We start from the raw sequence: 24,016 nt of genomic DNA, 5'->3' as shown, positions 1-24,016 counted from the left end.
TGGAGAACAGAGCGATGAACATCCTGTCGGAAGCCGCCACTGAAAAAGCCTTGGTAAAGAAGATGAACGAGATCGACTACAAGATGATTGGCCAGGACGTCTCCGTCTACTACGGCGACAAACGGGCGCTGTTCGACGTCAACCTCGGCGTGCGCAAGAACACCGTCACCGCTCTGATTGGACCCTCCGGCTGCGGCAAGTCGACCTTCCTGCGCTGCCTGAATCGCATGAACGACACGATCGCGAATGCCCGTGTGACCGGCAAGATCACGCTGGACGGCCAGGACATTCAGGACCCGGACATTGATGTCGTGGAACTGCGTGCGCGCGTCGGCATGGTCTTCCAGAAGCCCAACCCGTTTCCGAAGTCCATCTTCGAGAATGTCGCCTACGGGCCCCGCATCCATGGTCTTGCCCGTTCGAAAGCCGATCTTGATCAGATCGTCGAAAGCAGCCTCCAGAAGGCAGGCCTCTGGAACGAGGTGAAGGATCGCCTTCACGAGGCCGGGACGGGTCTTTCGGGCGGGCAGCAGCAGCGCCTGTGCATCGCCCGTGCGGTTGCCGTGTCGCCGGAAGTCATCCTCATGGACGAGCCCTGTTCGGCACTCGACCCGATCGCCACCGCAAGGGTGGAGGAACTGATTCACGAACTGCGGGCGAACTATTCGATCGTCATCGTCACCCATTCCATGCAGCAGGCCGCCCGCGTGTCGCAGCGCACCGCAATGTTCCATCTTGGCCATCTCGTCGAAGAGGATGACACGGACAAGATGTTCACCAACCCGAACGACCAGCGCACACAGGACTACATCATGGGTCGCTTCGGCTGATCCGCGGTGGACCGCGCGCTACCAAGACACTGAGGAACTGGATCATGCCATCATCCCACATCACGTCGGCTTTCGACGAGGAGTTGAAATACCTGGCCCGCCGGATTTCCGAGATGGGCGGCCTTGCCGAGCAGATGTGCGGCGACGCGGTTCGCGCCTTGGTCAATTCCGATACCGCACTTGCCCAGAAGGTGATTTCCGACGATGTGATCCTGGATCACGCGGAACGCGAGATCGGCGAGAAGGCCATCGTGACGATCGCCAAGCGCCAGCCCATGGCGGCCGACCTCCGCGAGGTAATCGGATCGCTTCGCATCGCGGCTGACCTGGAGCGGGTAGGGGACCTCGGCAAGAATACTGCCAAGCGGGTGATCGCGGTCCAGGAAACGGGCATCCCGCGCAACCTTGCACGTGGCATCGAGCATCTGTCGGAACTGGCGCTGGTCCAGCTCAAGGAAGTGCTCGACGTCTATGTCACGCGCTCGGCTGAGAAGGCGGAAGCCATCCGCGAGCGCGACGAGGAAATCGACGCCATGTACACCTCGCTGTTCCGCGAGCTCCTCACCTACATGATGGAGGATCCGCGCAACATCACGAGCTGCACCCATCTGCTCTTCTGCGCCAAGAACATCGAGCGCATCGGCGACCATGCCACGAACATCGCAGAGACGATCTACTACATGGCGACCGGCTCGCAGCCGGAGGGTGAGCGGCCAAAGGATGACCGGTCCAACACGCTGAGCGCCGTCCTGAGCGACGACTAGGATCGCGGAGCCTTTTCATGCAGCCAAAGATCACCGTCGTAGAGGACGAGGAGGCCCTCAGCGTCCTTCTCCGCTACAACCTCGAGGCCGAAGGCTACGAGGTTGAAACCATCGTCAAGGGGGACGAGGCCGAACTGCGCCTCCAGGAGCGCGTTCCGGACCTCCTCATTCTTGACTGGATGCTGCCCGGCGTATCCGGGATCGAGCTTTGCCGTCGCCTGCGCCAGCGCCGCGAGACCGAGCGCCTGCCGATCATCATGCTGACGGCGCGCGGTGAGGAGAGCGAGCGGGTTCGCGGCCTGGCGACCGGCGCCGACGACTATGTGGTCAAACCGTTCTCGACGCCCGAACTGATGGCTCGCGTCAGGGCGATGCTCCGGCGTGCCAAGCCCGAGGTATTATCAACCGTGCTCCGTTGCGGCGATATCGAGCTCGACCGTGAAACCCATCGCGTTCACCGCAAGAGCCGGGAGGTGCGGTTGGGTCCGACCGAATTCCGCTTGCTGGAATTCCTGATGTCGGCACCGGGACGCGTCTACTCTCGGGCGCAGCTGCTCGATGGCGTCTGGGGCCATGACATCTATGTCGACGAGCGTACGGTGGACGTCCATGTCGGCCGGCTGCGCAAGGCCCTCAACTTCTCCAACATGCCCGATGTAATCCGCACGGTCCGCGGCGCCGGCTACTCCCTAGAGGGCTAGGCGCCCGACATCCCGGAACGCGATCCGAAGACCTCAGAGCAGCGGCCCGCAGTGCGGCTGCTCTTCTCGTTTTGGGGCGCGCCAGCATTTCGAGGGGAGGGTGATAACCGAGGACAGGAGTGGCAGGAAAAGAGCCGCGACCGTTCCCGGCGCGGTTCTGGAGTTTTCATAAACCGAAGCCGGTCGGAGGCTCGGATTGCTCGGTCGTAAAGGCCTCCGTCACCTCTCCCTGCCGATCAGCCGGGAGCGCAATGCGTTCGAGATCCCGTCGAAGAGGAAGATGACGATGAGAATGAGCAGCACCATGTAGGCGACGTTCTCCCAGTCGGAATTGGTGCGCATCGCCTCCCACAGCTTGAGGCCGATGCCGCCGGCTCCCACCGCACCGATGATCGTCGCGGATCGGGTATTGGACTCCCAGAAGTAGAGCGCCTGTGAGGCAAAGACCGGCATGACCTGCGGCAGGACGCCGTAGCGCTGGACGGTGACCGGCGGTGCGCCTACCGAGCGGACGCCTTCGCGCTGCTTGTCGTCAATGTTCTCCAGCGCCTCGGCATAGAGCTTGCCGAGCGTTCCGGTGTCGGTGAAGAAGATGGCAGAGATGCCGGCGAGCGGCCCCGGGCCGAAGGCACGTGTGAAGAACAGCGCCCAGATCAGCATGTCGACCGAACGGAGGAAGTCGAACAGGCGCTTCGTCAGCTGGTTCGCCGGCCGGTTGCGGAAGATGTTGCGGGCGGCGATGAAGGAGAGGGGAAAGGCGACGATCATGGCGAACAACGTGCCGATGAAGGCCATGACGATGGTCTGCAGGAGCTTCGTCCAGACGTCGAGATGCTGCCAGGACGGGTTGTGGAGGATGTCGCTCCAGGCGAGCGACAGGTTGGACCTAGCCGGGTCGATCCGCTCGCCGGTAAAGATCAGCGAGACAATCTCGCCCGACGACTTGCCGAAGAAGGCGGAATTTGTATCGAAGAGGAAGTTCTCCCAGCCGAGGAAGCGCTTGCGGATGCGAACGCGGTCGTCGCTGACGTCAACCCATCCGGAGAAGCCGAAAAACGCCGTCACCCGCCCCCCAATCGATCGCTGTTCCACCCATTCCGGAAGCGGGCCCTGGACGTGGACTTCCTCTGCGTCCCGATCGAGCAGCAGCGTCACCGTTTCGCCGCCGCGCGTGAGGACGACACGGTCCGGCTGGACATCAATGGTGTGGGAGGAGCCCATGCGGACGACGGCTTCGGTCACGATCTCCTCGGTTCGTGTCTCGACAGTAGGCGCCGCCGGTGCGGCCGGCTGCTGGGCGGGTGCGGGCGCCATGAAGCTGAAGCTCGATGTGGCCTGGCCCGATTGGGAGGGAGCGGCCGCCGGCATCTCGACCCTGCGCGTTACCGTCTCGCGTTTCGCCTCGAGCCAGTCCGGATTGGGGTTCGGGCCAATCGGATCGAAGCGCGGATAGGTGATCTGCATGGATCCGTCGGAGGCGATGTCGATGTCGGGCCGGATTTCGTAGGAGACCCAGTCGGCGAGGTAGTTTCCTGCAAGGCCCCAGTTCGCGCCGCCGACCACCTTGCCGACAGCGAAGAACCACCAGGCGAAGATGAAGTAGAGAATGGCCGCCGATGCGATGATCGGGATGCGGAAGCGCTGCCAGATAGAGCGGTGCAGGAGCTCGGGATGGCGCGCCGCCAACGCGTCCATTTCGGCTGTGTTGAGAACGGTCATGGCAGCCTCGCTCAGATTGTCTGGAATGCCTGGTCGCCGACCAGCCTGCGACGCAGCCATGCGGAAAACTGGTCTACGGCGATGATGGTCAGGAGAAGGAGCAGGACGATCGCCAGGGTCTTGGCTTCATGCCCCTGGCCGATGGAAAGGCGCAGCAGCTCACCGATTCCGCCGCCACCGACCGCACCGATGATTGTGGAGGCCCGCACGTTGATCTCCAGGCGCAGCAGGAAATTGCTCATGAAGTTCGGCATGACCTGCGGGACCATCCCGAACCAGGACCGCTCCAGCCAATTGGCGCCGACGGCCTTCAGACCCTCGTCCGGCTTCATGTCGGCGTTCTCGATCACCTCGAAGAACATTTTTCCGAGGGCGCCGATCGTGTGGATGGAGACAGCGATAAGTGCCGGAACTGGCCCGAGCGAGAAAATGGCCAGAAAGAAGCCCGCAATGACGACTTCCGGGAAAGCTCGAAGCAGCTCCATCAGTCGACGAATTGGCCCTCGTATCCACGCGTTTGGCGTCATGTTCTTTGCCGCAAGGAAGGACAGCATGAAGCCGAAGATCAAGCCGATGCCTGTGGCTGCAATCGCGATGTTCAGTGTCACGAGCATCTGATGAACGTATTCCGGCAGGTAGATGCTCTCCGTCAGGTAGAGCCGGCCCTCGGGATAGTTGTACTTCAGGCTTCCGTCTTCATAAGGAGAGGGCAGGTCGAACAGGGCGCGCCAGATCTCCCAGCCGTCCCTCGGGATGAGGTCGCCGATGAAGTCGAAGAGATGTGGCAGGCGATCGAAGAACTTGCCGGCAGTGGTCTCGTTGGCGAACCATAGCGAGCCGGATACGGCGAGGAGCAGCAGTATGCCGGATGTGACGGTATAGAAACGGCGCTGCCCTGCGAGTTGCTGCCAGTGGCGCTCGACGAGAACCCCGCTGTCGCTGAGTGTCGGCTTCATGACGGAAGTCGGCATCATGCTTTCCTGACTGTTGTGGGGTAGGGAAAAGGCCGCCGAACGCAAAGTTCAGCGACCTCGGTATGATCTGCGGATCAGCCGCCGATGGTCGCCCTGCGGGCATCGATGATCGGCTTGTAGAAGTCGACGTTGACCTCTGCGAAGCCCGTGAAATCGCCGCCCTGGATGGCGGAGAAGCAGGCAGGATCGCTCTTCGGCAGAGCCAGCATGAAGTCCTTGAACTTCGCCTTCATGTCCTCGTTCATCGAGGTGCGGACGACGACCGGACCGTTCGGGATTAGCGGCGACTTCCACAGTTCGACGAGGTCGTCCATGTTGAGGATGCCCTTGTCGACCATCTTGCGCAGGTTGCCGGACGTGTAGCCATCCTTGAAGTCGCCGACACCCGAGCCGAAGGTCGTGCCGGCATCGAAAGTGCCCTTCAGCACTTCAAGGACGAGATTTTCGTGGCCGCCGCCGAAACCGGTCTCGGCAACCACTTCCTTTACCGGCTTTCCGCCAAGGGCTTCGGGCAGGGTAACGGTGGGAATCAGGAACCCGGAGGTGGAGTCCGGATCCGCAAAACCAAGCTTCTTGCCCTGGATGTCCTCGACCTTGGTCATGCCGGAATCCTTCCGTGCGACCATGATCGAGTGGTAGCCCATCGAGCCGTCGGTCTGCACTGTTGTGAGGATCGGCTCGACGGCTTCCGGGTTCTCCAGGTAGATCTTCGCGTAGCCCGAGGCTCCGAGTTCCGCGTAGTCGAGCGTGCCGCCGAGAAGGCCCTGGATCGTGCCGTCATAGTCTGCGGCGGGGAACAGCGATACCTTTTCGACACCGATGGCGGCAGGCAGCTTGTCGACCATGCACTGGAAGTTGCGCAGGCGATCGGCCTCGTTTTCACCGCCGATGATGCCGATGCGGAATTCCTTCAGGTCCTCGGCCATGGCATGGCCGCTGAGAGCGGCGACGGCCGCGGTGGCGAGCAGAATTTTCTTCAGCATGGAATTTCTCCTGTCTTGTCCGGTCCCCCGGAGCGGCGTTGCATGAAGTGCCCTTGACGCGGGCGTTACGATCGGGGCGGGTCAGGCGCTGGCGGCAGCCAGGGCACCGATGCCTTCGGATGGTCGGGCGGCGGCTGCGGCGGCCGCAGGAATGTTGATGCTTGTGGACGTCATCGTCTCGTCGATACCGGCGCCGTGCCGATCGGAACCGTAGATTTCCTGGACAGCGTCCGCGGTCAGTTCGTGCGGAGCGCCGTCGAAGACCACGCGTCCACCGGCCATCCCGATGATGCGCTCGCAATAGGCGCGCGCCGTATCGAGCGTGTGGAGGTTGGTGATGACGGTGATGCCCTCGCGCTCGTTGATGTCGCGTAGCGCGTCCATGACAATCTTCGCGTTGAGCGGGTCGAGCGAGGCGATGGGTTCGTCGGCCAGCACCAGCCGTGGGGCTTGCATCAGCGCGCGGGCGATCGCGACGCGTTGCTGCTGGCCGCCCGACAGTGTGCCGGCCCGCTGCAGCGCCGTCTGTTCGATCCCGAGTCGTTCCAGGGCGGCGATTGCCATGATGCGCTCTTCGCGGGTGAAGAGGTTGAGCACGCTCATAGCCGTGGAACGGTGGTTGAGCCGCCCGAGCAGGACATTGGTCAGGACGTCGAGCCGCGGCACGAGATTGAACTGTTGGAAGATCATCGCGCAGTCGCGCTGCCAGCGGCGAAGCTCGGCTCCCCGGAGGGCAGAGATTTCCAGCTCGCCGAAGTGGATTGTACCGGATGAGGCGTCGGTGAGCCTGTTCATCATCCGCAGCAGGGTGGACTTGCCTGCACCCGAGCGGCCGATGATCCCGACCATCTGGCCCTGCGGAATGTCCAGGGTGACGGCATCAACTGCCGTGCGGGTGCCAAATATCCGAGTGAGGTTCGTCAGTCGCATCCTGTGCCCCCTGTTTCTAGCTGAGGGGTCACTAGCCGCGCTTCATGAAGTGCTCATGTCACGTTGATGTAGGTTTTGTGAAAAGGCTAAAGAGGCCGTGGCGGTCCCGATGGGACGTCCGCGGCCTCTGGTATTGTGACTAGGTCGAGTTGAAGTATGTGGTCTGTCAGAGCTCCGGGCAGCCGCGCTCGTTGGCGAAGACCATCCGCTCGGGACCGCGACGCGTCATGCCCTGGACGGTGAGCGTCCGTCGGGTGATCCTCGTCACTTCGGCACGGCGCAAGCCGGCATCGCGAGCGATGGAGAGGGCGAGGCGGGGGCTGCATTCGTCGCGGCGCCGGTCGCGATCCCGATCCCGATTGCGGTCCCGGATGACGGGCCGGACACCGTCAGGTCCGATCCGCAATTCCAGATCCTGTGCAGAGGCAATCTGCGCGGTTGTGGTGACGGCACCGAATGTCAGAGCGAGGGCAACGCCCATATTGGCAAGGGTCTTAAGCATTTGTTTCTCCGCTGGCGAGGGGCCGCCGTTGATGACGCCACCAACGCGATTGTGAACGATAGGTTCCGTGCATCTGCAAGGGTAATTGTGAGGAATGGCTATGGCAGGCGAAGGGATGGGTTACATCCCGTTTTTTCAGCGAAACCGGGGCGTCCGCGAAGCGTTCATGAGCAGTTCCTGCTCGGAAGCGAAGGGGCCGAGGAGCTTCAGCAGACGTGCTTCCTCTGTCCGGTCAAGACGGTAGCGTTTCGCAAATTCGCTCACACTCCAGACCTTGCGGAGACCCTTCTGTTCGAACTGCTCCAAGTCGATCCGCTCACTCATCTCAACCCCCAGAACGCGACATTTCGCCTGTAACGCGGGACCGGGCTGGAAGTTCCGGAAGAAGATGAAGAAAAAGACGCGGACTGCGGAGTAGCGCTAGCCGTCGTTGGCGGAACTCAGGTTCTGGGGACGGATGCCCTCGTCTGTCGCGCGCTGGCGCAACCGGACCCCAGGTCCGGCGCCGGGATTGTCCTCGCCGGCCGCAAGGAAGACGACGCCCTTGGCCTCAAGGGTGAGGCGAAGTCGTTCGACGACCGCCGGGTCGACCGCCGTCGATGTCTCTGCCTCGTTGAGCGCCTCCATGGAAAGTCCGGTTGCGGCGGCCAGTTCTTCTATGGAGAGGCCGGCGATGGCGCGACCGGCGCGAATTTGTGTTCCTGTCAGCATGGCTGGAAATCTGGCGCGGTAACTGGGCAAGTCAAGCGCCCCGCAAGGGGTTGGTCGAGGGGAGGCGTCGTAGATGGCGTTGCTCGAGAGCAATGCAGCCCCAGACGATGCCGAGAAGGAGGTAGAAGTGTCGCCAGTGATCGGTGTCGATGACATTGCCGATCAGGGTATGTCCCAGGATCATAACCCAGCCAATCATCAGATAGGGCTGCCAGGGACGGTCACGCAGGAGATGCCGGAAGCCAACCGCCAGCGTCCAGCAGATGAGGGTGACATAGGAAACGAAGCCGAGCCACCCGTAGGTCGTCAGCGACTTGAGCCAGATATTATGCTCGTCCTCTCCGAACATCCGACCAAGCTCCATCGGTCCCAGGCCCAACGGCCGCTCCATTGCGAGGAGGAAGCCGATCTTGTGGCGCTCGAAGCGGCCGAGGCGGGCGCCGTCATATTCCTGCACGAGACGGGCGCGGTTGCTGAAAAGGTCGGAAACCCGGTCGAACTGCAGGGCGATGATGACGGCGACCGCCAGCAGGACGATCGCCGCGATGCTGAGCGCGAGGATCTTCAGCCGGAATGCTCCCGTGCGTTCCTTGAGCAGCATGAGGAAGACGAGCATGAGGCTGGAAAAGAGCAGTAATCCCCAGGCTGCACGGGAGAAGGAGAGGAAGACGCCCATGACCAGCACCAGCAGTCCGGCGATGAGGAGGGGTGCCTGCACCAGTCTGCCGGTCAGGAGACGGTGCAGGAGGTAGAGGATCGGGGCGACGAGGTAGGGGCCAAAGACGTTGGGGTCTTCGAAGGCGCCCATGGCGCGATCATAACGGGTAAAAATGCCGGCGCCGGGAAAGGCATGGAAGTAACCCAGGATCCCGAGCGTGCCGGTGATAAGGGCAGCTGCAACCCAAGCCTTGAAGATGATCTGGAGCCGTTGCGGACGTTGCTCGATTACCGCGGCATAGAGCACGGTGGTGAGCGCGAGAAAGGTGGAAACGGCGATATAGATCGGGCCACCGGCCATGTCCGGCATGACAAGCAGCGACAGCATTCCGCCGACGTTGAAGACGAGGAGCAGCGCGAGCGGTATTGCGACGGTTCTGGAGATGGTCAGCCCGAGCAGGAACCAGACGACGATCTGCCCGGCCATGAGCAGTTCGTAAGGCGCCGGCTCCGACATCACGAAGCCGGAGAGGAAGACACCGACCGCGATGGCGGCCGATCCTGCAAGGGCTGCAATTGCCCGCCCCGGTGCCGCGACGCGGCTATCGGCCGGTACCGCGCTCAATAGGCATTCTCCGCCTTCAGGAGCCGGATGGGCGTCAGGAAGAGGATCTTGAGGTCGAGCAGCAGCGACCAGTTCTCGATGTAGTGCAGATCATAGGAGGTCCGCATCCGGATCTTGTCGTCGCTGTCGAGTTCGCCGCGCAGGCCATTGATCTGCGCCCAGCCGGTGACGCCCGGCTTCACTCTGTGGCGGGCAAAGTAGCTCTCGACGACGTCTACATAGCGGCGCTCCCCGGTCTGTGCGTAGACCGAATGGGGCCGCGGCCCGACCAGCGACAGGTCGCCGCGCAGGACGTTGTACAACTGCGGCAGTTCGTCGATCGACGACTTTCGCAGGAAGCGCCCAACGGGCGTCACCCGCGGATCGTCCTTGGTGACCGCCCGCTTGGCCGTCGGGTCCGCCTGTTCCGTGTACATGGAACGAAACTTGAGCACGTCGATGACTTCGTTGTTGAAGCCATGGCGCTTCTGCACGAAGAGGATGGGTCCCTTCGACGTCGCCTTCACGGCGATTGCTGCGCCGAGCATGATGGGCCAGGCGAGCGCAAGCGCAAGCAGGGCAAAGACGATGTCGAACGCCCGCTTGGCCACGGAGTCCCAGGCTCGGATGGGCTTGTCGAGTATGTCGAACATCGGCACCACACCCACATGGGAGTAGGAGCGGGGCCTGAAACGCAGCTGATTGGCATGTGCCGCCAGCCGGATGTCGACGGGCAGGACCCAGAGCTTGCGCAGGAGCTGCAGGATGCGCGCCTCGGCAGTGGCGGGCAGCGCGATGATCAGCATGTCGACATGGGCGAGCCGGGCGAACTCCACCAGTTCTGCAAAGGTGCCGAGCTTGGGATAGCCTGCAATGACGGCCGGTGAGCGTACTGATCCCCGATCGTCGAAGACGCCGCAGATGCGGATGTCGTTGTCGGATTGCTGCTCCAGCGCCCGTACGAGCTGCTTGGCGGGCTCGCCGCCTCCGACGATGACGGCGCGTCGTTCCATGATGCCGTTGCGTGCCCAGTGCTGGATGCCGAACGCGATGAGTTGGCGTTCGATCAGAAGAAACAGGGTTCCGGCGGCAAGCCAGAGGAGGTAATCGCCGGCCGCGAGACTCTGTCCTTCGACCAGATAAAGGCCTCCGGCGGAGGCGAGGATGCCGAGGGCGGCGGCCGCAGCCACCCGGCCGCGACTGCGCCGTGCGCTTCGCAGCATCGGGATGTGGTAGGTGTCGGCCAACTGCAGCAGCAGCACCGTCAATGCGGAGCCCAGTGACAGGACCGCGATCCGCCCCAGCGGAGCGGCGGCGGACAGTAATACGGCCGCCAGCAGGTTGATGGCCAGAAGAGAGGTAAATTCGAGAAGTCGGATCTGGCCGATCAGAAGGGTCGGAGAGTAGTTCTCGTCGCGGTACTGGCCAGCAATTCGCCGGGCGAGCGGATTGAGCACCGACGGCTCGTCGCTTTCGTCGGTTGCAGAAGTGGCATCCGTTTCGGGTTCGGCGATCCTGCGGCGCAGGGATGCGGCGTCGAAACGCTCCTTTCCGCCCAGTTCGTTCATGGCACTGGTTCTCCTGCAGCGCATGCGCATGCGCGCGCGGCGCCGGGTTCCGTCATCGTCCGGACTAGCAGAAAGTTGCTAAGAAACGCTTTAGGATGTCGTGGCGGAGCTCGGAGGTGCTGCGAGTTCCCCGTAAAGGCTAAGCATCTGGCTCGCCATCGCGGATGTCGAGAAGGCGGAGCGAAAGGCTTCGGGTCTCGGCATCACCCGATCCCGCCAGGCTCCGTCGGACATGGCGTCGGCCATGATACGTGACAGATCGGCGGCGTCACCGGGCACTGAAAGCGCCTCGCTGTCGCTACCGAGGATTTCCGGTATGCCGCCCACTCGCGACGCGATCACCGGCTTGCCAGCCGCCAGCGCCTCGATGACGATATAGGGCATGGCTTCGGCGCGCGAGGGAACGACGACGATATGAGCCATGGCGAAGGCCTCGCGCGCAGGCATGGCAGGCAGCATCCGCAGCCGCCGCGAAAGCCCGCGCTCGGCGATCAGGGTCATGTAGCGATCATGATCGGGACCATCCCCGACGACCAGGCCTGACAAGGGGCGCCCGATGAGGCGTTCGGCGCGTGCGAAGGCGTCGATGAAGACATCCGGTCCCTTCAGGTCGCGGAGCATGCCGATGTAGAGGAAATCGGCTGCATCGGCCCTAGGCGTAATGGGCTCGAACTCGCTGTCCCTGACGCCGTTGAGGATTACCCGGAACGGCACGCGCGGCGCGTCGATCTTGTCCTGATACGTCCTTCGCTCGTAGTCGCAGACAAAGACAAGGGCGTCCGTGAAGTGCTCCTGCAGGCGTTCCAACCGGGTGACGATTTTTCCGGAAAGCTGGCCGGGATCGAAATGGAGGCTACCTCCATGCGGCGAGTAGAGCCGTGTCACCGGGAGCTGGTTGAGCTTCAGGGCGGAGCCGATCAGACGGGCCATTGCGCCGCCCTTGGCTCCGTGGCCATGCAGGATGTCGGGCTGCAGGCTCCGGATGTGCCGGTAGGCACGGTAGAGCGCCGGAATGTCGGAGGGCGAGATCGCCCGGCGCATGGGGATGCGAGTCAGGCCAAGCGCCAGATGCGGCTTGACCGCATCAAACATGCGCTCCTCATGGGCGCCGCCAGTCGAGCTGTCGCAGAGAATGCCCACCGCATGCCCCGCAGCGTGGTGCTCCTCCACGAGATCGCGAACATGGCGGAAGATGCCGCCGACCGGAGACCGGAAGCAGTGCAGAATCCGCAATGACCGCGATTGTTCCATGACGGCTCAGAAGAGCCGCTCGCGGACGTGGATTGTGTCACCGGCGAGCACCGGGCTCGATACCTCGGTTCGACCCGTAAATACGCGTCCGTTGATCTTGCGCGTCACGTCCACGTCCCGCTGGTTCCCACGCGGGGTGAAGCCGCCGGCAATGGCGATGGCATTCTGCGCCGTCATGCCCGGCACGTAGGAATACTGGCCGGGACGGCCGACTTCGCCCATCACGAATACGGGGCGATAGCGATCCACTTCGATCGTTACGTCCGGTTCGCGCAGGTAGCCCTGCTTCAGGCGAGTCGCAATGGCTCCCTCAAGGGCCGGAAGCGTCTCGCCTCGCGCCGCGACCTGGCCTATCAGTGGGAAGGCAATGTAGCCGGCCTGGTCGACCGTGTAGGTGTTGGAGAGGCCGGGCTGTTCGAAGACGGTGATCCGTAACCGGTCGCCACTGTCGAGGCGGTAGGGCTGCACCGCTGCCTGGTCGAACGACTTCGGCGCAGGCTGGGAGGTGGAGCAGGCCGCAAGCGCCGTGGCAATCGAGACCAGGGCGACTGTCGTGAGGCTTTTTCGACTGGCGAATGACATTCGCGGCATGCTCCGGCTGCGCAGATGGATGCCCTTTTATCGGTCGAACATGGTTAACGCCCGGTAAAGGCAGATGCGGTTGCCCTTGTCCCGCCGTCCATTAACCCTCGCGTTACCATGGTGGTTTACCATTGCGCCCGTTGACGAGGTTGGAGCTTCGATATGTCGGGCGTGATGGGCAACGATCAGGATGCAGATATCGACCTGGGACGGCTCTTCTCTGCCGTGTGGCAGCGCAGGGGCCGGTTGCTTGCCGCCACTGCACTGGCGGCAGGACTCGCATTCGTTGGAACGACGATGATGGCGCCGAGCTTCCGCGGCGAGGCGCGGATCCTGATCGAATCCCGATCCCCGAACCTCAGCGCCGGCCAGGCGCCCGCGTCCGGCAATGACCCGGTCCTCGATACACTCAACATCACGAGCCAGGCGGAGGTCCTGCAGTCGAGCGACCTGATCAAGCAGGTTGCGCGCGATCTGCGCCTGCACGAGATCGCCGAATTCGATCCGGATGGACACTCGCTGTTCCCCGGTCCTTTCGTCCTGCTCGGGCTGGCGCAGGACCCCTTATCGGTCGCTCCCGAGGAACGCGTCGTCCGCGAGTTCCGGGAGAAGCTGAAGGTCTATCCGATCGAGAACTCGCGCATCATCGCGATCGAGTTCTCATCGCATGATCCGAAGCTCGCCGCGGCCATTCCCAACAAGATGGCGCAAGTCTACCTGGCGCTCGAAAGCGGCGCCAAGCTGGACACGCAGTCCGACACAGCCAAATGGCTCGAGCCGGAAATCGCGGCGCTGACGGAGAAGGTACGCGAAGCCGAGCGCAAGGTTGCCGACTACCGATCCGAAGCCGGCCTCTTCCAGACTGGCCAGAGCGGCAGTTTTGCGGCCCAGCAACTCAACGATATTTCCAACGAGCTCGCGCGGGTGCGGGGAGAGCGGGCCAATGCCGAGGCACGGGCGCAGAACGTGCGTGCGGCGCTGGAGGCAGGTCGTGCATCGGACACGTTGACGGATGTCGTGGGTTCCCAGGTGATCCAGCGATTGAAGGAGACCGAGGCGAACCTCCAGGCACAGATATCTGATCAGTCGACCGTGCTCCTGGAAAACCACCCCCGTCTCAAGGGGCTGCGGGCACAGCTTCAGGGAATCCGCCGACAGATCGAGGCGGAGACGCAGAAGATCCTGGCCAGCCTGGATTATGAGGCAGAGGTCTCCCGCTTGCGTGAGACACAGCTTATCCAGCAGCTGAACACCATCAAGGCAGACTCTGCCCGCACCGGCGAGGACGAGGTGGGGCTTCGCGCGTTGGAACGGGAGGCGGCGGCGCAGCGGCAACTGCTGGAGACCTACCTTGCCCGCTACCGCGAGGCCGCGTCGCGGCAGGAACCCGGCGCGGCGCCCGCCGATGCCCGCATCGTTTCCACCGCCATCGAGCCTCAGGAACCCTACTTCCCCAAGGTCGTGCCGATCGTGATCGTCCTATCACTCGCGACGCTCGTGCTGGGCGCCATCGCCGCCATGCTCGGCGAACTGTTCTCGGGCAGGGCGCTGCGGCCTTCGCAGGCTTCTGCTGGCATCGAACCAGAGATGCGGGACGAGGGTGACGAACATCTCGTCCATCGGATGCAGGCGGATGCCGCCGCGGAGTTCGACCAGATCCATGCGAGGTTGCAGAACGAGCAGCCTGTGCCGACAGAAGAACCGACCGAAGTCGATCCAGCCGTGCCTGGGCCGGATGCTGAGGATGCGGACGAAGCCTTCAATATCGAGACGGTGGCGAATTACCTGACGCGCTACGACGTCTCGGTTGCACTTGCTGTGTCACCGGAAGGCGACAAGGGGTCCACCGCCACGGTGATGCTGGCACGGGACATTTCCGATCGCGGCAAGACCGTGGTGCTGATCGACATGACGGGCTCGGCTTGCCCGAGCCGGCTGATGGGAGCCGGAACATTGCCGGGTGTCACTGACCTGTTGTGCGGGCAAGCAGCGTTCGGCGAGGCCATTCATCGTGACCGCCTTTCTGACGCGCATATCGTGCCACAGGGCAATGCCGATGCCGTGGCTGCCATGCGCGGCATCGACCGCCTGTCCATGATCATCGACGCACTTGCCGATGCCTATGACCATGTGCTGGTCGAATGCGGGGCAGCCGATGTCGAGGGGGTGTCGCGCCTGAGCCGTGGGCGCGATACCGAAATCATTTTCTCCATCGCCGATGCCCACAGTGAAAGCTTTTCCGCAACGCTGGACGGTTACCGGAATGCCGGTTACGATAATCTCCTGGTCATGGCGTCCGATGCTACCGTCCCAAGCGGGCGCCGCGCGGCGTGAAGTAAAGCGGTCCTATCGAACCAGCCGGGAGCGCAGGCGTTGCGCCCACGAATAGAGGACGGCATTCCTCTTGATCGCCCTTTTCAGGCCGCCGATAGCTGCAAGGGTTGGCCGAATCAGGCGACCCTTCCATGACAGCGGCAGGAGAACGTCGTACAGGATCGTCTCCTGCGTGCACCAACTGCGCTTGTATGGCTGGTCTCCCAGGCCGAAGTCGAACACTGCCGCACCTTCCCCGCAGGCCTGCTCGATCATCAGCCAGAAGAGAAGCTCACCCGGACTTGCGTCCGGGCAAAGCTTGTCGTCGATGGAACCGAACTGGCAAAGGACGTGGTCTCCCTTGCGGGACAATCCGCTGATGGCGACGATGCTACGCTCCTCGTCTGCCAGCCGCAGTGCATGCAGTTTCAGGGGATAGCCAGGGGTTCCGACGGATCTGTCGATCAGGTCATGGAAGAAGCGACGGACCTGTGGCGGACGAAAGACGTCAGGCAGGCCGGCGGCCGCCAGCCGTTCCGACTTCTGATCGAAGAAGAGATCGAGCAGGGCGTGCTGTTCACTCGCCTCGTCCGGGCAGTAGTGCTGGAAACCGCCGAGGGCTTCGAGCCGCCGGCACTGTTGCCTGTACCGCTTGCGTCGGGTTTTCGCGTTCAACTGCGCGATCGTTTCGTCCATGCTTGCCTTGAGGGGGAGCTGGAAGGAACGGTCTGGGTGTTCGGATGTCATCCAAGCGTGAAACGGACTTTTCGCCCCCGCAAGTGAAAGGGGCATCGTATCGAGAACGAGGAGATCGGCCTGCGGCGCCAGAGCCTTGCGCAGAGCCTCGACCAGTCGGCTCGAAGCCTTGGGATCGAGCGGCAGGAAGTCTGCGCTGGTCGGGCTGCTGTTGACATTGTTGAACCTCTCGCCCGGAAACCGCGCGGTACGCAGTCCGTATTCGGTTCTCAGCTCGAGCGGCAGCAGCATGACGGTTCGCCCTTCGGCGCGACCACGAACAATCAGCGGCGTCCGCTGCTCCGCCTGCCACCACGCACAACACCAGTCGAAACCCTGGTGAAGCGAATTATGCGGTAGCCGTGCAAGTTCCCGCCATTCCGCTTCCACCACTTCCGGGGCATCCAGGATATCGAACGTCAGGGAATAGACGTCGAATGGCGCAGGCGGTCCGGCGGCCGACGCCTTCTGAACATGGCCCTGGGCCTGGAGGTTCTGACGCAACATCTCGTCACCCGATTTGATGGATGCGATGATAGTCTGCCTCACTTGCAGCAGAGTTTACGAGGCTTCCAGGGCCAAGGAACTTTGCTGGGTGTGGTTAACTTCCGCCGAACGCGTCGTCAGTCGTTCTTCCTGACCGGGCCTGCCATCCACTTGATGATGAGCATCGCCGGCAGGATCCACAACAGGCCGGAAAACAGGAAGTAGAGCAGGTGGACCCACCAGGGGTAGTTGGCGAGCGTCAAGGTAGCGATCGTTGTCGCAACGAGGGCGTAGATGATCACCAGGAAGATGATCAGGATCGTTCCGATGAAACTCCGCAGCCTTGGCGGCATGATCTTCTCTCCTGAGGTCGGCGCATGGCACGCCCGCGACGGCATGCCGCAAAGCACCGGGGCTTGTTTTGCATGGGTGCATGGGGCAAATCAACGGCTTTGATCGAGGCGTTTTTGACTGCCTTGCCATTCCCTGGAGCGATGATGTCAGCGGCCGACGTAACAGCAGTGGAAGTCCATGGACGAACGCAGAAGCGCGACCGCGACCGCAAGATGGTGCGCATCTGGCTCGGCGTCGTAATCTTCACGCTGCTCTGTCTCGTCATCGTCGGTGGCGCGACGCGGCTGACGGGTTCCGGCCTCTCCATCACCGAGTGGAAGCCGATCCATGGGGTCGTCCCACCGCTATCCGTCGAGGAGTGGCAGGAGGAATTCGAGCTCTACAAGCGCATTCCGCAATATCAGGAAATCAACAAGGGGATGTCGCTCGACGAGTTCAAGACGATCTTCTGGTGGGAGTGGGCGCACCGGTTCCTTGCGCGCGGGATCGGCCTGATCTTCGCCCTGCCGCTTGCCTTCTTCTGGCTGACGGGGCGGGTCGAGCCTCGTATTCGTCGGCCGCTGGTGGGGCTTCTGGCGCTTGGGGGCTTCCAGGGCTTCATCGGCTGGTGGATGGTGTCGTCGGGGCTGAGTAAGCTCACAAGCGTTTCGCAGTACCGTCTGGCGGTCCATCTCACCATCGCCTGCCTGATCTTCGCCGCCTGCGTCTGGATCATGAGAGGACTGGCGCCGCACAGCGACGATCGCGCGCCCGCTGGGCGCGGCAAGGCCGGAGCCATAGCGGTTGCCGTGCTCTGCATCATCCAGATCTATCTCGGTGCCCTGGTTGCCGGACTGGATGCCGGACTTACCTACAACACCTGGCCTCTGATGGATGGCGCTCTCGTCCCGGGCGGGCTGTTTATCCAGGAGCCCTGGTGGATCAATCTGTTCGAAAATCCCAAGACCGTGCAGTTCGTCCATCGTGTGGGCGCCTACACGCTGCTTCTGGTCGCTCTCTGGCACATGGTGACGATGCTGGCGGATGCGCCCCGTACGACCCACGCGCGTCGTTCCGTGGTACTACTCGGCCTGATCCTGCTCCAGGCGGTGGTCGGTATCATGACCCTGCTGACGCAGGTCCACCTCCATACGGCGCTGCTGCACCAGGGCATGGCGTTCATCGTACTTGGCTTTGCAGTCGCTCACTGGCGGGGCTTCCTTGGAGAGTATCCGCGCGAGGTGAGGGTGGAAGTGCGGAACTGAAGCTGAAAGGCCGCGGAAGCGGCCTTTTTTCGAATTCCGTTCGGCAGGGGTCACGCAGAGAGCATGATGTCCATGTTCTGGACCGCCGCACCCGAGGCGCCCTTGCCAAGATTGTCGAGCACGGCCACCAGGTTGACGTGATCGCCACCGGTGCTGCCGAAGACGAAAAGCTTCATCGTATCCTGGCCGGCCAGTTCCTCGGCGTCGATGCGGGAGATCGACTTCATCTCCTCCAGTCCCACCACCTCGACAACGTCCTGGCCGGAATAGTGGGCGACCAGAGCCTTGTGGATGCTCTCCCGCGTGAAGCCGTTCTTGAGATCCTCCAGGAAGAGGGGGACCTGGACGATCATTCCCTGCGGGAAACGTCCGACGGATGGCGAGAATACAGGTGCCCGGTCAAGCATGCCGTGCACGGTCATTTCCGGCACATGCTTGTGCTTCAGGTTGAGGCCGTAGAGGAAGTGGTTGGCGGTAATGGCATCCTCGCGGCTTGCATCCTCCATCTGGGCGATCATCTGCTTGCCGCCGCCGGTATAACCGGACACCGCATTGACAGTGACCGGGTAGCCGTCGGGGATGATGCCGGAGGCCCGCAGCGGCCGGATCAACCCGATAGCGCCGGTAGGGTAGCAGCCCGGGTTGGCGACGAAGCGTGCATCCCGGATCTTCGCCGCCTGGGCCTTGTCCATTTCGGCGAAACCATAGGCCCAGGCCGGATCAACCCGATAGGCGGTCGAGGTGTCGATCACCCGCACATGATTGTTGCCGGAGAGCATGCCGATCGCTTCGCGCGAAGCATCATCGGGCAGGCAGAGGATAGCGATGTCGGCGCTGTTCAGCAGGTCCTCGCGCATCGCCGCATTGCGCCGCTCAGCTTCCGGAATCGATAGAAGCTCCACGTCGCGGCGGGCAGCCAGGCGCGTGCGGATCTGCAGGCCTGTTGTGCCGTGTTCGCCGTCGATGAAGATCTTCGCCATCTTGTCAGTCCTGTCTGTTCAGTAGCCCTGGGGCCAAATACTGTGCGCGCTTCCGCCGGCTGTTTCAACGCCCTTCGGCAAGCCGCTCGGCCCGAAGCCCGAGCATATACATGGCGACCGTTGCCCCAGCAATGGCGGTGACATCGGCGTGGTCATAGGCAGGCGCAACTTCCACGACGTCGGCTCCGCGGATATCGAGCCCCTGCAACTTGCGCAGCACCGACAGCACCTTCGCGCTTGACGGCCCGCCTGCGACCGGTGTTCCGGTGCCGGGAGCGAAGGCAGGATCGAAGCAATCGATATCAAAGGTGAGGTAGGCCGGTGCGTCCTGCGTATGCCCTAGGATGGTCTCGGCGATCTCGCCTGCCGTCATTTCTTCCACCTCATGACCGTAGAGGATGCGGATGCCGCAATCTTCCGGCGCATGGGTGCGTATGCCAATCTGGATCGAGCGGCTGGTATCGATCAGGCCTTCCCGGGCGGCTCGGGCAACGAAGGAGCCGTGGTCTATACGGCGGTTGTCGTCGAACCAGGTGTCCTGATGGGCGTCGAACTGGACGAGCGCCAGCGGCCCATGCCGCGCGACATGCGCCTTCAGGAGCGGCCAGGTGATGTAGTGGTCGCCGCCGAGGGTGAGCAGGAAGGCACCTTTGGCAATCAGCGCCGCGGCCTCGCGCTCGATCGTCGCGGGTGTTTCGTGGTGGTTACCGTAGTCGAGCAGGCAATCCCCATAATCCACCACCGCCATCTCTGCGAAGAGGTCGCGGTCGAAAGGATATTGCGGGTCGTTGTCGAAGATCGCGGAGGCGCGCCGGATCGCCTGCGGTCCGAAGCGGGCGCCGGGTCGGTTGGATGTGGCAGCGTCGAAGGGGATGCCCCAGACGACCACATCTGCGCCGCTGACGTTCTTGCTGAACCTTCGGCGCATGAAGGAGAGAGCGCCGGCATAGGTCGGGTCGGTCGCGGCGGACGTCAGGCCCGTTGCGGTGAAGGCGTGGTCGATGGTCTTTCCGGGCATGACGCGCGAACCTGATTGAGCGTGTTTGAGCGGAGTCTTGAACGACAGATGCCAAAAGAAAAGGCGGAGCCGAAGCCCCGCCTTGTCTGCATTCCGAAGTCCGGCAGCGATTAACGCTTGGAGAACTGGAACGAACGACGGGCCTTTGCCTTGCCGTACTTCTTGCGCTCGACGACGCGCGAGTCGCGGGTCAGGAAGCCACCCTTCTTGAGAACCGAGCGCAGGCCCGGCTCAAAATAGGTCAGCGCCTTGGAGATGCCGTGACGGACAGCACCGGCCTGGCCGGAAAGACCGCCGCCAGCAACCGTTGCTATGATGTCGAACTGGCCGCCGCGGTTCGAGGCGACGATCGGCTGCTGCAGGATCATCTGCAGGACCGGACGCGCGAAGTAAGCGGAGTAGTCCTTGCCGTTGATGACGATCTTGCCGGAGCCGGCCTTCACCCAGACGCGGGCGACCGCGTTCTTGCGCTTGCCGGTCGCATAGGAGCGGCCCTGCGCGTCGACCTTGCGGACGTGAACCGGAGCCTGGCTTTCGGCCGCCGGAGCGAGATCCTTCAGAGAGGAGAGATCGGCCATTATCAGGCGCTCCTTACGTTCTTCTTGTTCAGCGATGCCACGTCGAGAGCGACAGGCTGCTGTGCTTCGTGGGGATGGTTGGAACCGGCATAGACGCGCAGGTTCTTCATCTGGCGACGGCCGAGCGGGCCGCGCGGGATCATGCGCTCGACAGCCTTCTCGACGACGCGCTCCGGGAAGCGGCCTTCGATAATGGCGCGTGCAGTGCGCTCCTTGATGCCGCCGGGGTAGCCGGTGTGCCAATAGTACTTCTTGTCGGTGTACTTCTTGCCGGTCAGGACGACCTTCTCGGCATTGATGACGATGACGTTGTCGCCGTCGTCAACATGGGGGGTGTACGTGGCCTTGTGCTTGCCGCGCAGGCGGTTGGCGACGATGGTGGCGAGGCGACCGACGACGAGCCCTTCGGCGTCGATGATCACCCACTTCTTCTCCACCTCTGCAGGCTTCTGAACGAAAGTAGACATTGTGTATCTTTCCGCTGGATCCCCATGCTCGAAAGCGGGGACGTTTCTTGTTGCTTGAATTCGGCGGCGAGGCGCCAAAAAGAATGCCGACCGGTGAGGGTCAGCAATCTGCAGTGCTTATACCGGTGGCCGTTTTTACCGTCAAGAATGCATGGTCTGACGGCGCAAAAAATTAAGAAGAAAAATCAAGCTGTTATCCATGTGGTTTTTGGATACCACAATCTATCGAGGCGGGATGGAGTAGGTGGCGGTCGCCTGGCAGACCGGCTCTTCCGCTTTTCCTTGCGTCACTACGGTATCGATGACCGCCAGCCGCTTACCGAGCTTCAGCACGCGGCAGTCGCAAAAGAGCGGGGCCAGCTTCGGCTTTCGCAGGAAGTTGATGTTGAGGCTGGTGGTGACCGCGAGGGCCACAGGACCCACATGTGCAAGGATTGCCGCGTAGGCGGCCACGTCCGCCAACATGAACATGGCGGGGCCCGAAATTGTCGCACCCGGTCGCAGATGACGGTCCGCCGGATCGAAACGCATGGTCAGGCCCGCGGGACGGACATCCGTGATCTCGAGCACGCGGCCATCCATGTGAATCTGTGGAAACTCCCGGTCCAGAAAATCGTGAATCTCATCCAATGTCATGACCGGCTGCATGCACTACCCCGCCTGTTCGTGGTTCAAAGCACTTCTAGCAGCGATTGCCGAACTGGCCAGTCTCTCGTTTCGAGCACAGGCGATTTCCGTGGAGGGGATGTATCGGGCGATATCGACCCTAAATCTAGATCGAGATGAACGAGCCCTGGAGGAACCGATGAACCACGACAATTATGATCCGGCCTACATCACCGACATCCTCAAGACGACGAAGACGGTCGCGCTGCTCGGCGCGTCACCCAACCCGGACCGGCCGAGCAACAGCGTCATGCGGTTCCTGCTGTCGAAGGGCTACCGCGTGTTTCCTGTCAATCCCGGGCAGGCCGGCAAGGAGATCCACGGGCAGAAGGTCTATGGCAAGCTTGCCGACATTCCGGAACCGGTCGACATGGTGGATGTCTTCCGCGCCGCCGAATACCTGGACGGCGTCGTCGAGGAGGCGCTCGCCCTGCCGCAGAAGCCTAAGGTGATCTGGGGGCAGTTGAGCGTGCGGGACGACGACGCCGCAGCCAAGGCGGAGTCCGCCGGTGTGAAGGTCGTCATGGACCGGTGCCCGGCGATCGAGTATCCCCGGCTGATGGGCTGACGCCTCAGGCGATCAGCAGATCCGGCTCCGCGCGCATGCCGTTCAGGTGTTCGGCATTGCCGCAATAGTGGATATATTCCTGATCGGCAGCGTGACGAGCCAGGTCCCTTCGGCAGCGGTCCTTTGACGTGCAGGCGGAACAGGTGATCTGCATGTCGCGGAACTGGAAGGCATGCGCATGGGCTGCCTCGTCCGGGTCGATGTTGAGAGCCGTCATCAGTGCGATCATCTCATCGGCCGCGTGGGGTCCCGCCTTTGCCAGTTGCAGCAACTGATCTGGCGTCACGCAGCAATCTCGGGCGATTTCTCGCAGGGCCTGGTCATCCAGGCTGCCGATGACGTCGCCTTCGACCGTGGCCTCCCAAGCCTTTGCGCACCAGTTCAGCAGGCGCGAGGCAATCGTCCCGGATGAATGTGGTACCGTTTGCATGACGGACTCCTCTCTTCTTTTTTAAAGGCTAGCGCCACGGGACGGAATTTCCTTGATCGGGATCAACCAAAACGCTTTGTTGTGGCCCGATGAATTCCGCAGGAGGAGGACGACATGACCACGCAGAATCCGGGCTTCGCAACGCTGGCCGTTCACGCGGGCGCCCAACCCGACCCGACCACCGGGGCCAGGGCGACGCCCATCTACCAGACGACCTCCTTCGTCTTTAATGATGCGGATCATGCGGCGGCTCTCTTCGGCCTGCAGCAGTTCGGCAATATCTACACCCGCATCATGAATCCGACGCAGGCGGTCCTGGAGGAGCGCGTTGCGGCCCTGGAAGGCGGTACAGCGGCACTCGCAGTGGCGTCCGGACATGCGGCGCAGATGCTCGTCTTCCACACGATCATGAAGCCGGGCGACAACTTCATTGCTGCCCGCAAGCTCTATGGCGGCTCGATCAACCAGTTCGGCCATGCATTTAAGAACTTCGGATGGGAGGTGCGCTGGGCCGATCCTGCTGATCCGGAGAGCTTTGCGAGCCTGGTCGACGAGCGCACCAAGGGCGTCTTCATCGAAAGCCTCGCCAATCCGGGCGGTACCTTCGTCGATATTGCGGCCATCGCCGATGTCGCGCACCGCCACGGCTTGCCGCTGATCGTCGACAACACGATGGCCAGCCCCTATCTCCTTCGTCCGCTGGAGCACGGCGCGGATCTCGTCATCCACTCGCTCACTAAATTCCTTGGCGGCCACGGCAATTCAATGGGCGGCATCATCGTCGATGGCGGCACCTTCGATTGGTCCGCTTCCGGCAAATATCCGATGCTCTCGGAGCCGCGGCCGGAATATGCTGGGGTCGTGCTGCACCAGACTTTTGGCAATATCGCCTTCGCGATCGCCTGCCGGGTGCTGGGCCTTCGCGACCTCGGCGCGGCGATTTCGCCCTTCAACGCCTTCTTGATCCTGACCGGTATAGAGACGCTTCCGCTGCGCATGCAGCGCCATTGCGACAATGCCTTGGCGGTCGCCAAATGGCTGAAGGGGCACGACAAGGTCGCGTGGGTGAACTATGCCGGTCTGGAGGACGATCCCAACAACGCCCTTCAGCGTCGCTATTCGCCAAAGGGTGCGGGTGCCGTGTTCACCTTCGGGCTAAGGGGGGGCTACGACGCGGGCAAGGCCTTCGTGGAGGGCCTGCAGATGTTCTCCCATCTCGCCAACATCGGAGACACCCGCTCGCTCGTCATCCATCCGGCCTCGACCACGCACCGCCAGCTTTCGGAAGAACAGCAGGTCGCCGCAGGCGCCGGGCCGGACGTGGTGCGCCTGTCGATCGGAATCGAGGACCAGTCGGATATCATTGCCGACCTCGAGCAGTCGCTCGCGAAGATCTGAGCG

General features: G+C 62.6%; 26 protein-coding genes. 7 read left to right on the top strand and 19 right to left on the bottom strand.

Annotation, left to right across the window (positions count from 1 at the left end; all coding sequences use genetic code 11):
• Nucleotides 1-14 precede the first annotated feature (14 nt).
• Genes pstB through phoB form a run of 3 tightly spaced genes read left to right on the top strand, consistent with a single transcriptional unit; the run spans nucleotide 15 to nucleotide 2,295 of the window.
• Nucleotides 15-830: a phosphate ABC transporter ATP-binding protein PstB gene (gene pstB / locus ACEPP2_RS11820; protein ID WP_077547136.1), complete on the top strand. Its 816-nt coding sequence runs from the start codon at nucleotides 15-17 to the stop codon at nucleotides 828-830.
• A gap of 44 nt (nucleotides 831-874) precedes the next feature.
• Nucleotides 875-1,594, top strand: coding sequence for a phosphate signaling complex protein PhoU (phoU, locus tag ACEPP2_RS11815; protein ID WP_052637868.1), 720 nt, complete (start codon nucleotides 875-877; stop codon nucleotides 1,592-1,594).
• A gap of 17 nt (nucleotides 1,595-1,611) precedes the next feature.
• Nucleotides 1,612-2,295 carry a phosphate regulon transcriptional regulator PhoB gene (gene phoB, locus ACEPP2_RS11810; protein WP_142586998.1) on the top strand — a complete coding sequence of 228 codons (684 nt, stop codon included), beginning with the start codon at nucleotides 1,612-1,614 and terminating at the stop codon, nucleotides 2,293-2,295.
• Between the two features lie 219 nt (nucleotides 2,296-2,514).
• Here phoB and phnE (ACEPP2_RS11805) read toward each other — a convergent pair whose 3' ends face one another.
• The 11 genes from phnE (ACEPP2_RS11805) to ACEPP2_RS11755 form a co-directional block, all read right to left on the bottom strand.
• Nucleotides 2,515-4,014: a phosphonate ABC transporter, permease protein PhnE gene (phnE, locus tag ACEPP2_RS11805; RefSeq protein WP_395516718.1), complete on the bottom strand. Its 1,500-nt coding sequence runs from the start codon at nucleotides 4,012-4,014 to the stop codon at nucleotides 2,515-2,517.
• An 11-nt stretch (nucleotides 4,015-4,025) separates the two neighbouring features.
• Entirely contained in the window at nucleotides 4,026-4,985 is a 960-nt protein-coding gene (gene phnE, locus ACEPP2_RS11800; protein WP_395516717.1) for a phosphonate ABC transporter, permease protein PhnE, read from the bottom strand.
• Between the two features lie 77 nt (nucleotides 4,986-5,062).
• Nucleotides 5,063-5,971 carry a phosphonate ABC transporter substrate-binding protein gene (gene phnD / locus ACEPP2_RS11795; RefSeq protein ID WP_395516716.1) on the bottom strand — a complete coding sequence of 303 codons (909 nt, stop codon included), beginning with the start codon at nucleotides 5,969-5,971 and terminating at the stop codon, nucleotides 5,063-5,065.
• A gap of 81 nt (nucleotides 5,972-6,052) precedes the next feature.
• Nucleotides 6,053-6,901 carry a phosphonate ABC transporter ATP-binding protein gene (gene phnC / locus ACEPP2_RS11790; RefSeq protein ID WP_395516715.1) on the bottom strand — a complete coding sequence of 283 codons (849 nt, stop codon included), beginning with the start codon at nucleotides 6,899-6,901 and terminating at the stop codon, nucleotides 6,053-6,055.
• Between the two features lie 166 nt (nucleotides 6,902-7,067).
• A complete protein-coding gene (locus ACEPP2_RS11785; RefSeq protein ID WP_395516714.1) occupies nucleotides 7,068-7,403 on the bottom strand; it encodes a hypothetical protein in 336 nt (111 codons plus the stop codon).
• 135 nt (nucleotides 7,404-7,538) lie between these two features.
• Nucleotides 7,539-7,727 carry a hypothetical protein gene (locus tag ACEPP2_RS11780; protein WP_052637875.1) on the bottom strand — a complete coding sequence of 63 codons (189 nt, stop codon included), beginning with the start codon at nucleotides 7,725-7,727 and terminating at the stop codon, nucleotides 7,539-7,541.
• Between the two features lie 96 nt (nucleotides 7,728-7,823).
• Nucleotides 7,824-8,114, bottom strand: a complete 291-nt coding sequence (locus ACEPP2_RS11775; protein WP_077547143.1) for a helix-turn-helix domain-containing protein — start codon at nucleotides 8,112-8,114, stop codon at nucleotides 7,824-7,826.
• Nucleotides 8,115-8,145: 31 nt separating this feature from the next.
• Nucleotides 8,146-9,396 (bottom strand): O-antigen ligase family protein, encoded by a 1,251-nt coding sequence (locus ACEPP2_RS11770; RefSeq protein WP_395516713.1) that lies wholly within the window; start codon nucleotides 9,394-9,396, stop codon nucleotides 8,146-8,148.
• Complete coding sequence (locus ACEPP2_RS11765; RefSeq protein WP_395516712.1) at nucleotides 9,393-10,943, bottom strand: undecaprenyl-phosphate glucose phosphotransferase; 1,551 nt, start codon at nucleotides 10,941-10,943, stop codon at nucleotides 9,393-9,395. The genes ACEPP2_RS11770 and ACEPP2_RS11765 overlap by 4 nt, the downstream gene beginning before the upstream one ends.
• Before the next feature lie 90 nt (nucleotides 10,944-11,033).
• Entirely contained in the window at nucleotides 11,034-12,194 is a 1,161-nt protein-coding gene (locus ACEPP2_RS11760; RefSeq protein WP_281977545.1) for a glycosyltransferase family 4 protein, read from the bottom strand.
• A 6-nt stretch (nucleotides 12,195-12,200) separates the two neighbouring features.
• Nucleotides 12,201-12,776 carry a polysaccharide biosynthesis/export family protein gene (locus ACEPP2_RS11755; protein ID WP_395516711.1) on the bottom strand — a complete coding sequence of 192 codons (576 nt, stop codon included), beginning with the start codon at nucleotides 12,774-12,776 and terminating at the stop codon, nucleotides 12,201-12,203.
• A 162-nt stretch (nucleotides 12,777-12,938) separates the two neighbouring features.
• Here ACEPP2_RS11755 and ACEPP2_RS11750 point away from each other — a divergent pair, with 162 nt between their 5' ends.
• Nucleotides 12,939-15,110, top strand: coding sequence for a GumC family protein (locus tag ACEPP2_RS11750; RefSeq protein WP_395516710.1), 2,172 nt, complete (start codon nucleotides 12,939-12,941; stop codon nucleotides 15,108-15,110).
• Between the two features lie 12 nt (nucleotides 15,111-15,122).
• On the opposite strand, the gene ACEPP2_RS11745 is transcribed toward ACEPP2_RS11750, so the two are convergent.
• Both ACEPP2_RS11745 and ACEPP2_RS11740 read right to left on the bottom strand, forming a co-directional pair.
• Complete coding sequence (locus tag ACEPP2_RS11745) at nucleotides 15,123-16,331, bottom strand: GNAT family N-acetyltransferase (protein WP_139346160.1); 1,209 nt, start codon at nucleotides 16,329-16,331, stop codon at nucleotides 15,123-15,125.
• Nucleotides 16,332-16,447: 116 nt separating this feature from the next.
• On the bottom strand, nucleotides 16,448-16,663 hold the full coding sequence (locus ACEPP2_RS11740; RefSeq protein ID WP_077547150.1) for a DUF2842 domain-containing protein: 216 nt from the start codon (nucleotides 16,661-16,663) through the stop codon (nucleotides 16,448-16,450).
• A 144-nt stretch (nucleotides 16,664-16,807) separates the two neighbouring features.
• Between ACEPP2_RS11740 and ACEPP2_RS11735 the strand changes: the two genes are divergently transcribed.
• The gene (locus tag ACEPP2_RS11735) at nucleotides 16,808-17,908 is read left to right on the top strand and encodes a COX15/CtaA family protein (protein ID WP_281977672.1); all 1,101 of its coding nucleotides are present in this window, start codon (nucleotides 16,808-16,810) and stop codon (nucleotides 17,906-17,908) included.
• A 50-nt stretch (nucleotides 17,909-17,958) separates the two neighbouring features.
• On the opposite strand, the gene argC is transcribed toward ACEPP2_RS11735, so the two are convergent.
• From argC to ACEPP2_RS11710, 5 genes are all read right to left on the bottom strand, one after another.
• Nucleotides 17,959-18,888, bottom strand: a complete 930-nt coding sequence (gene argC, locus ACEPP2_RS11730) for an N-acetyl-gamma-glutamyl-phosphate reductase (RefSeq protein ID WP_395516709.1) — start codon at nucleotides 18,886-18,888, stop codon at nucleotides 17,959-17,961.
• Between the two features lie 64 nt (nucleotides 18,889-18,952).
• Nucleotides 18,953-19,906 carry an agmatinase gene (gene speB, locus ACEPP2_RS11725; protein ID WP_077547152.1) on the bottom strand — a complete coding sequence of 318 codons (954 nt, stop codon included), beginning with the start codon at nucleotides 19,904-19,906 and terminating at the stop codon, nucleotides 18,953-18,955.
• Nucleotides 19,907-20,016: 110 nt separating this feature from the next.
• Nucleotides 20,017-20,484 carry a 30S ribosomal protein S9 gene (gene rpsI, locus ACEPP2_RS11720; RefSeq protein ID WP_281977539.1) on the bottom strand — a complete coding sequence of 156 codons (468 nt, stop codon included), beginning with the start codon at nucleotides 20,482-20,484 and terminating at the stop codon, nucleotides 20,017-20,019.
• 2 nt (nucleotides 20,485-20,486) lie between these two features.
• Nucleotides 20,487-20,951, bottom strand: coding sequence for a 50S ribosomal protein L13 (gene rplM / locus ACEPP2_RS11715; protein WP_281977538.1), 465 nt, complete (start codon nucleotides 20,949-20,951; stop codon nucleotides 20,487-20,489).
• A gap of 222 nt (nucleotides 20,952-21,173) precedes the next feature.
• On the bottom strand, nucleotides 21,174-21,599 hold the full coding sequence (locus tag ACEPP2_RS11710) for a PaaI family thioesterase (protein ID WP_142587014.1): 426 nt from the start codon (nucleotides 21,597-21,599) through the stop codon (nucleotides 21,174-21,176).
• Between the two features lie 157 nt (nucleotides 21,600-21,756).
• Between ACEPP2_RS11710 and ACEPP2_RS11705 the strand changes: the two genes are divergently transcribed.
• The gene (locus ACEPP2_RS11705; protein ID WP_152340439.1) at nucleotides 21,757-22,185 is read left to right on the top strand and encodes a CoA-binding protein; all 429 of its coding nucleotides are present in this window, start codon (nucleotides 21,757-21,759) and stop codon (nucleotides 22,183-22,185) included.
• A 4-nt stretch (nucleotides 22,186-22,189) separates the two neighbouring features.
• Here the strand turns inward: ACEPP2_RS11705 and ACEPP2_RS11700 are convergent, their stop codons facing one another.
• Complete coding sequence (locus ACEPP2_RS11700; protein ID WP_395516708.1) at nucleotides 22,190-22,615, bottom strand: DUF6455 family protein; 426 nt, start codon at nucleotides 22,613-22,615, stop codon at nucleotides 22,190-22,192.
• A gap of 114 nt (nucleotides 22,616-22,729) precedes the next feature.
• On the opposite strand from ACEPP2_RS11700, the gene ACEPP2_RS11695 reads away from it, so the two are divergent.
• Entirely contained in the window at nucleotides 22,730-24,013 is a 1,284-nt protein-coding gene (locus tag ACEPP2_RS11695; RefSeq protein ID WP_395516707.1) for an O-acetylhomoserine aminocarboxypropyltransferase, read from the top strand.
• Nucleotides 24,014-24,016: the final 3 nt, after the last annotated feature.

This window comes from Pseudorhizobium flavum (assembly GCF_044142885.1).
Classification (GTDB): Bacteria; Pseudomonadota; Alphaproteobacteria; order Rhizobiales; family Rhizobiaceae; genus Neorhizobium; species Neorhizobium flavum.
This window is presented reverse-complemented; position numbering and strand designations above follow the sequence as displayed.

Bases quoted from the DNA above. Each gene is read 5' to 3' on its own strand.
- pstB (WP_077547136.1), top strand. From the start codon at position 15: ATGAACATCCTGTCGGAAGCCGCCACTGAAAAAGCCTTGGTAAAGAAG.
- phoU (WP_052637868.1), top strand. From the start codon at position 875: ATGCCATCATCCCACATCACGTCGGCTTTCGACGAGGAGTTGAAATAC.
- phoB (WP_142586998.1), top strand. From the start codon at position 1,612: ATGCAGCCAAAGATCACCGTCGTAGAGGACGAGGAGGCCCTCAGCGTC.
- phnE (WP_395516718.1), bottom strand. From the start codon at position 4,014: ATGACCGTTCTCAACACAGCCGAAATGGACGCGTTGGCGGCGCGCCAT.
- phnE (WP_395516717.1), bottom strand. From the start codon at position 4,985: ATGCCGACTTCCGTCATGAAGCCGACACTCAGCGACAGCGGGGTTCTC.
- phnD (WP_395516716.1), bottom strand. From the start codon at position 5,971: ATGCTGAAGAAAATTCTGCTCGCCACCGCGGCCGTCGCCGCTCTCAGC.
- phnC (WP_395516715.1), bottom strand. From the start codon at position 6,901: ATGCGACTGACGAACCTCACTCGGATATTTGGCACCCGCACGGCAGTT.
- ACEPP2_RS11785 (WP_395516714.1), bottom strand. From the start codon at position 7,403: ATGCTTAAGACCCTTGCCAATATGGGCGTTGCCCTCGCTCTGACATTC.
- ACEPP2_RS11780 (WP_052637875.1), bottom strand. From the start codon at position 7,727: ATGAGTGAGCGGATCGACTTGGAGCAGTTCGAACAGAAGGGTCTCCGC.
- ACEPP2_RS11775 (WP_077547143.1), bottom strand. From the start codon at position 8,114: ATGCTGACAGGAACACAAATTCGCGCCGGTCGCGCCATCGCCGGCCTC.
- ACEPP2_RS11765 (WP_395516712.1), bottom strand. From the start codon at position 10,943: ATGAACGAACTGGGCGGAAAGGAGCGTTTCGACGCCGCATCCCTGCGC.
- ACEPP2_RS11760 (WP_281977545.1), bottom strand. From the start codon at position 12,194: ATGGAACAATCGCGGTCATTGCGGATTCTGCACTGCTTCCGGTCTCCG.
- ACEPP2_RS11755 (WP_395516711.1), bottom strand. From the start codon at position 12,776: ATGTCATTCGCCAGTCGAAAAAGCCTCACGACAGTCGCCCTGGTCTCG.
- ACEPP2_RS11750 (WP_395516710.1), top strand. From the start codon at position 12,939: ATGTCGGGCGTGATGGGCAACGATCAGGATGCAGATATCGACCTGGGA.
- ACEPP2_RS11745 (WP_139346160.1), bottom strand. From the start codon at position 16,331: ATGTTGCGTCAGAACCTCCAGGCCCAGGGCCATGTTCAGAAGGCGTCG.
- ACEPP2_RS11740 (WP_077547150.1), bottom strand. From the start codon at position 16,663: ATGCCGCCAAGGCTGCGGAGTTTCATCGGAACGATCCTGATCATCTTC.
- ACEPP2_RS11735 (WP_281977672.1), top strand. From the start codon at position 16,808: ATGTCAGCGGCCGACGTAACAGCAGTGGAAGTCCATGGACGAACGCAG.
- argC (WP_395516709.1), bottom strand. From the start codon at position 18,888: ATGGCGAAGATCTTCATCGACGGCGAACACGGCACAACAGGCCTGCAG.
- speB (WP_077547152.1), bottom strand. From the start codon at position 19,906: ATGCCCGGAAAGACCATCGACCACGCCTTCACCGCAACGGGCCTGACG.
- rpsI (WP_281977539.1), bottom strand. From the start codon at position 20,484: ATGGCCGATCTCTCCTCTCTGAAGGATCTCGCTCCGGCGGCCGAAAGC.
- rplM (WP_281977538.1), bottom strand. From the start codon at position 20,951: ATGTCTACTTTCGTTCAGAAGCCTGCAGAGGTGGAGAAGAAGTGGGTG.
- ACEPP2_RS11710 (WP_142587014.1), bottom strand. From the start codon at position 21,599: ATGCAGCCGGTCATGACATTGGATGAGATTCACGATTTTCTGGACCGG.
- ACEPP2_RS11705 (WP_152340439.1), top strand. From the start codon at position 21,757: ATGAACCACGACAATTATGATCCGGCCTACATCACCGACATCCTCAAG.
- ACEPP2_RS11700 (WP_395516708.1), bottom strand. From the start codon at position 22,615: ATGCAAACGGTACCACATTCATCCGGGACGATTGCCTCGCGCCTGCTG.
- ACEPP2_RS11695 (WP_395516707.1), top strand. From the start codon at position 22,730: ATGACCACGCAGAATCCGGGCTTCGCAACGCTGGCCGTTCACGCGGGC.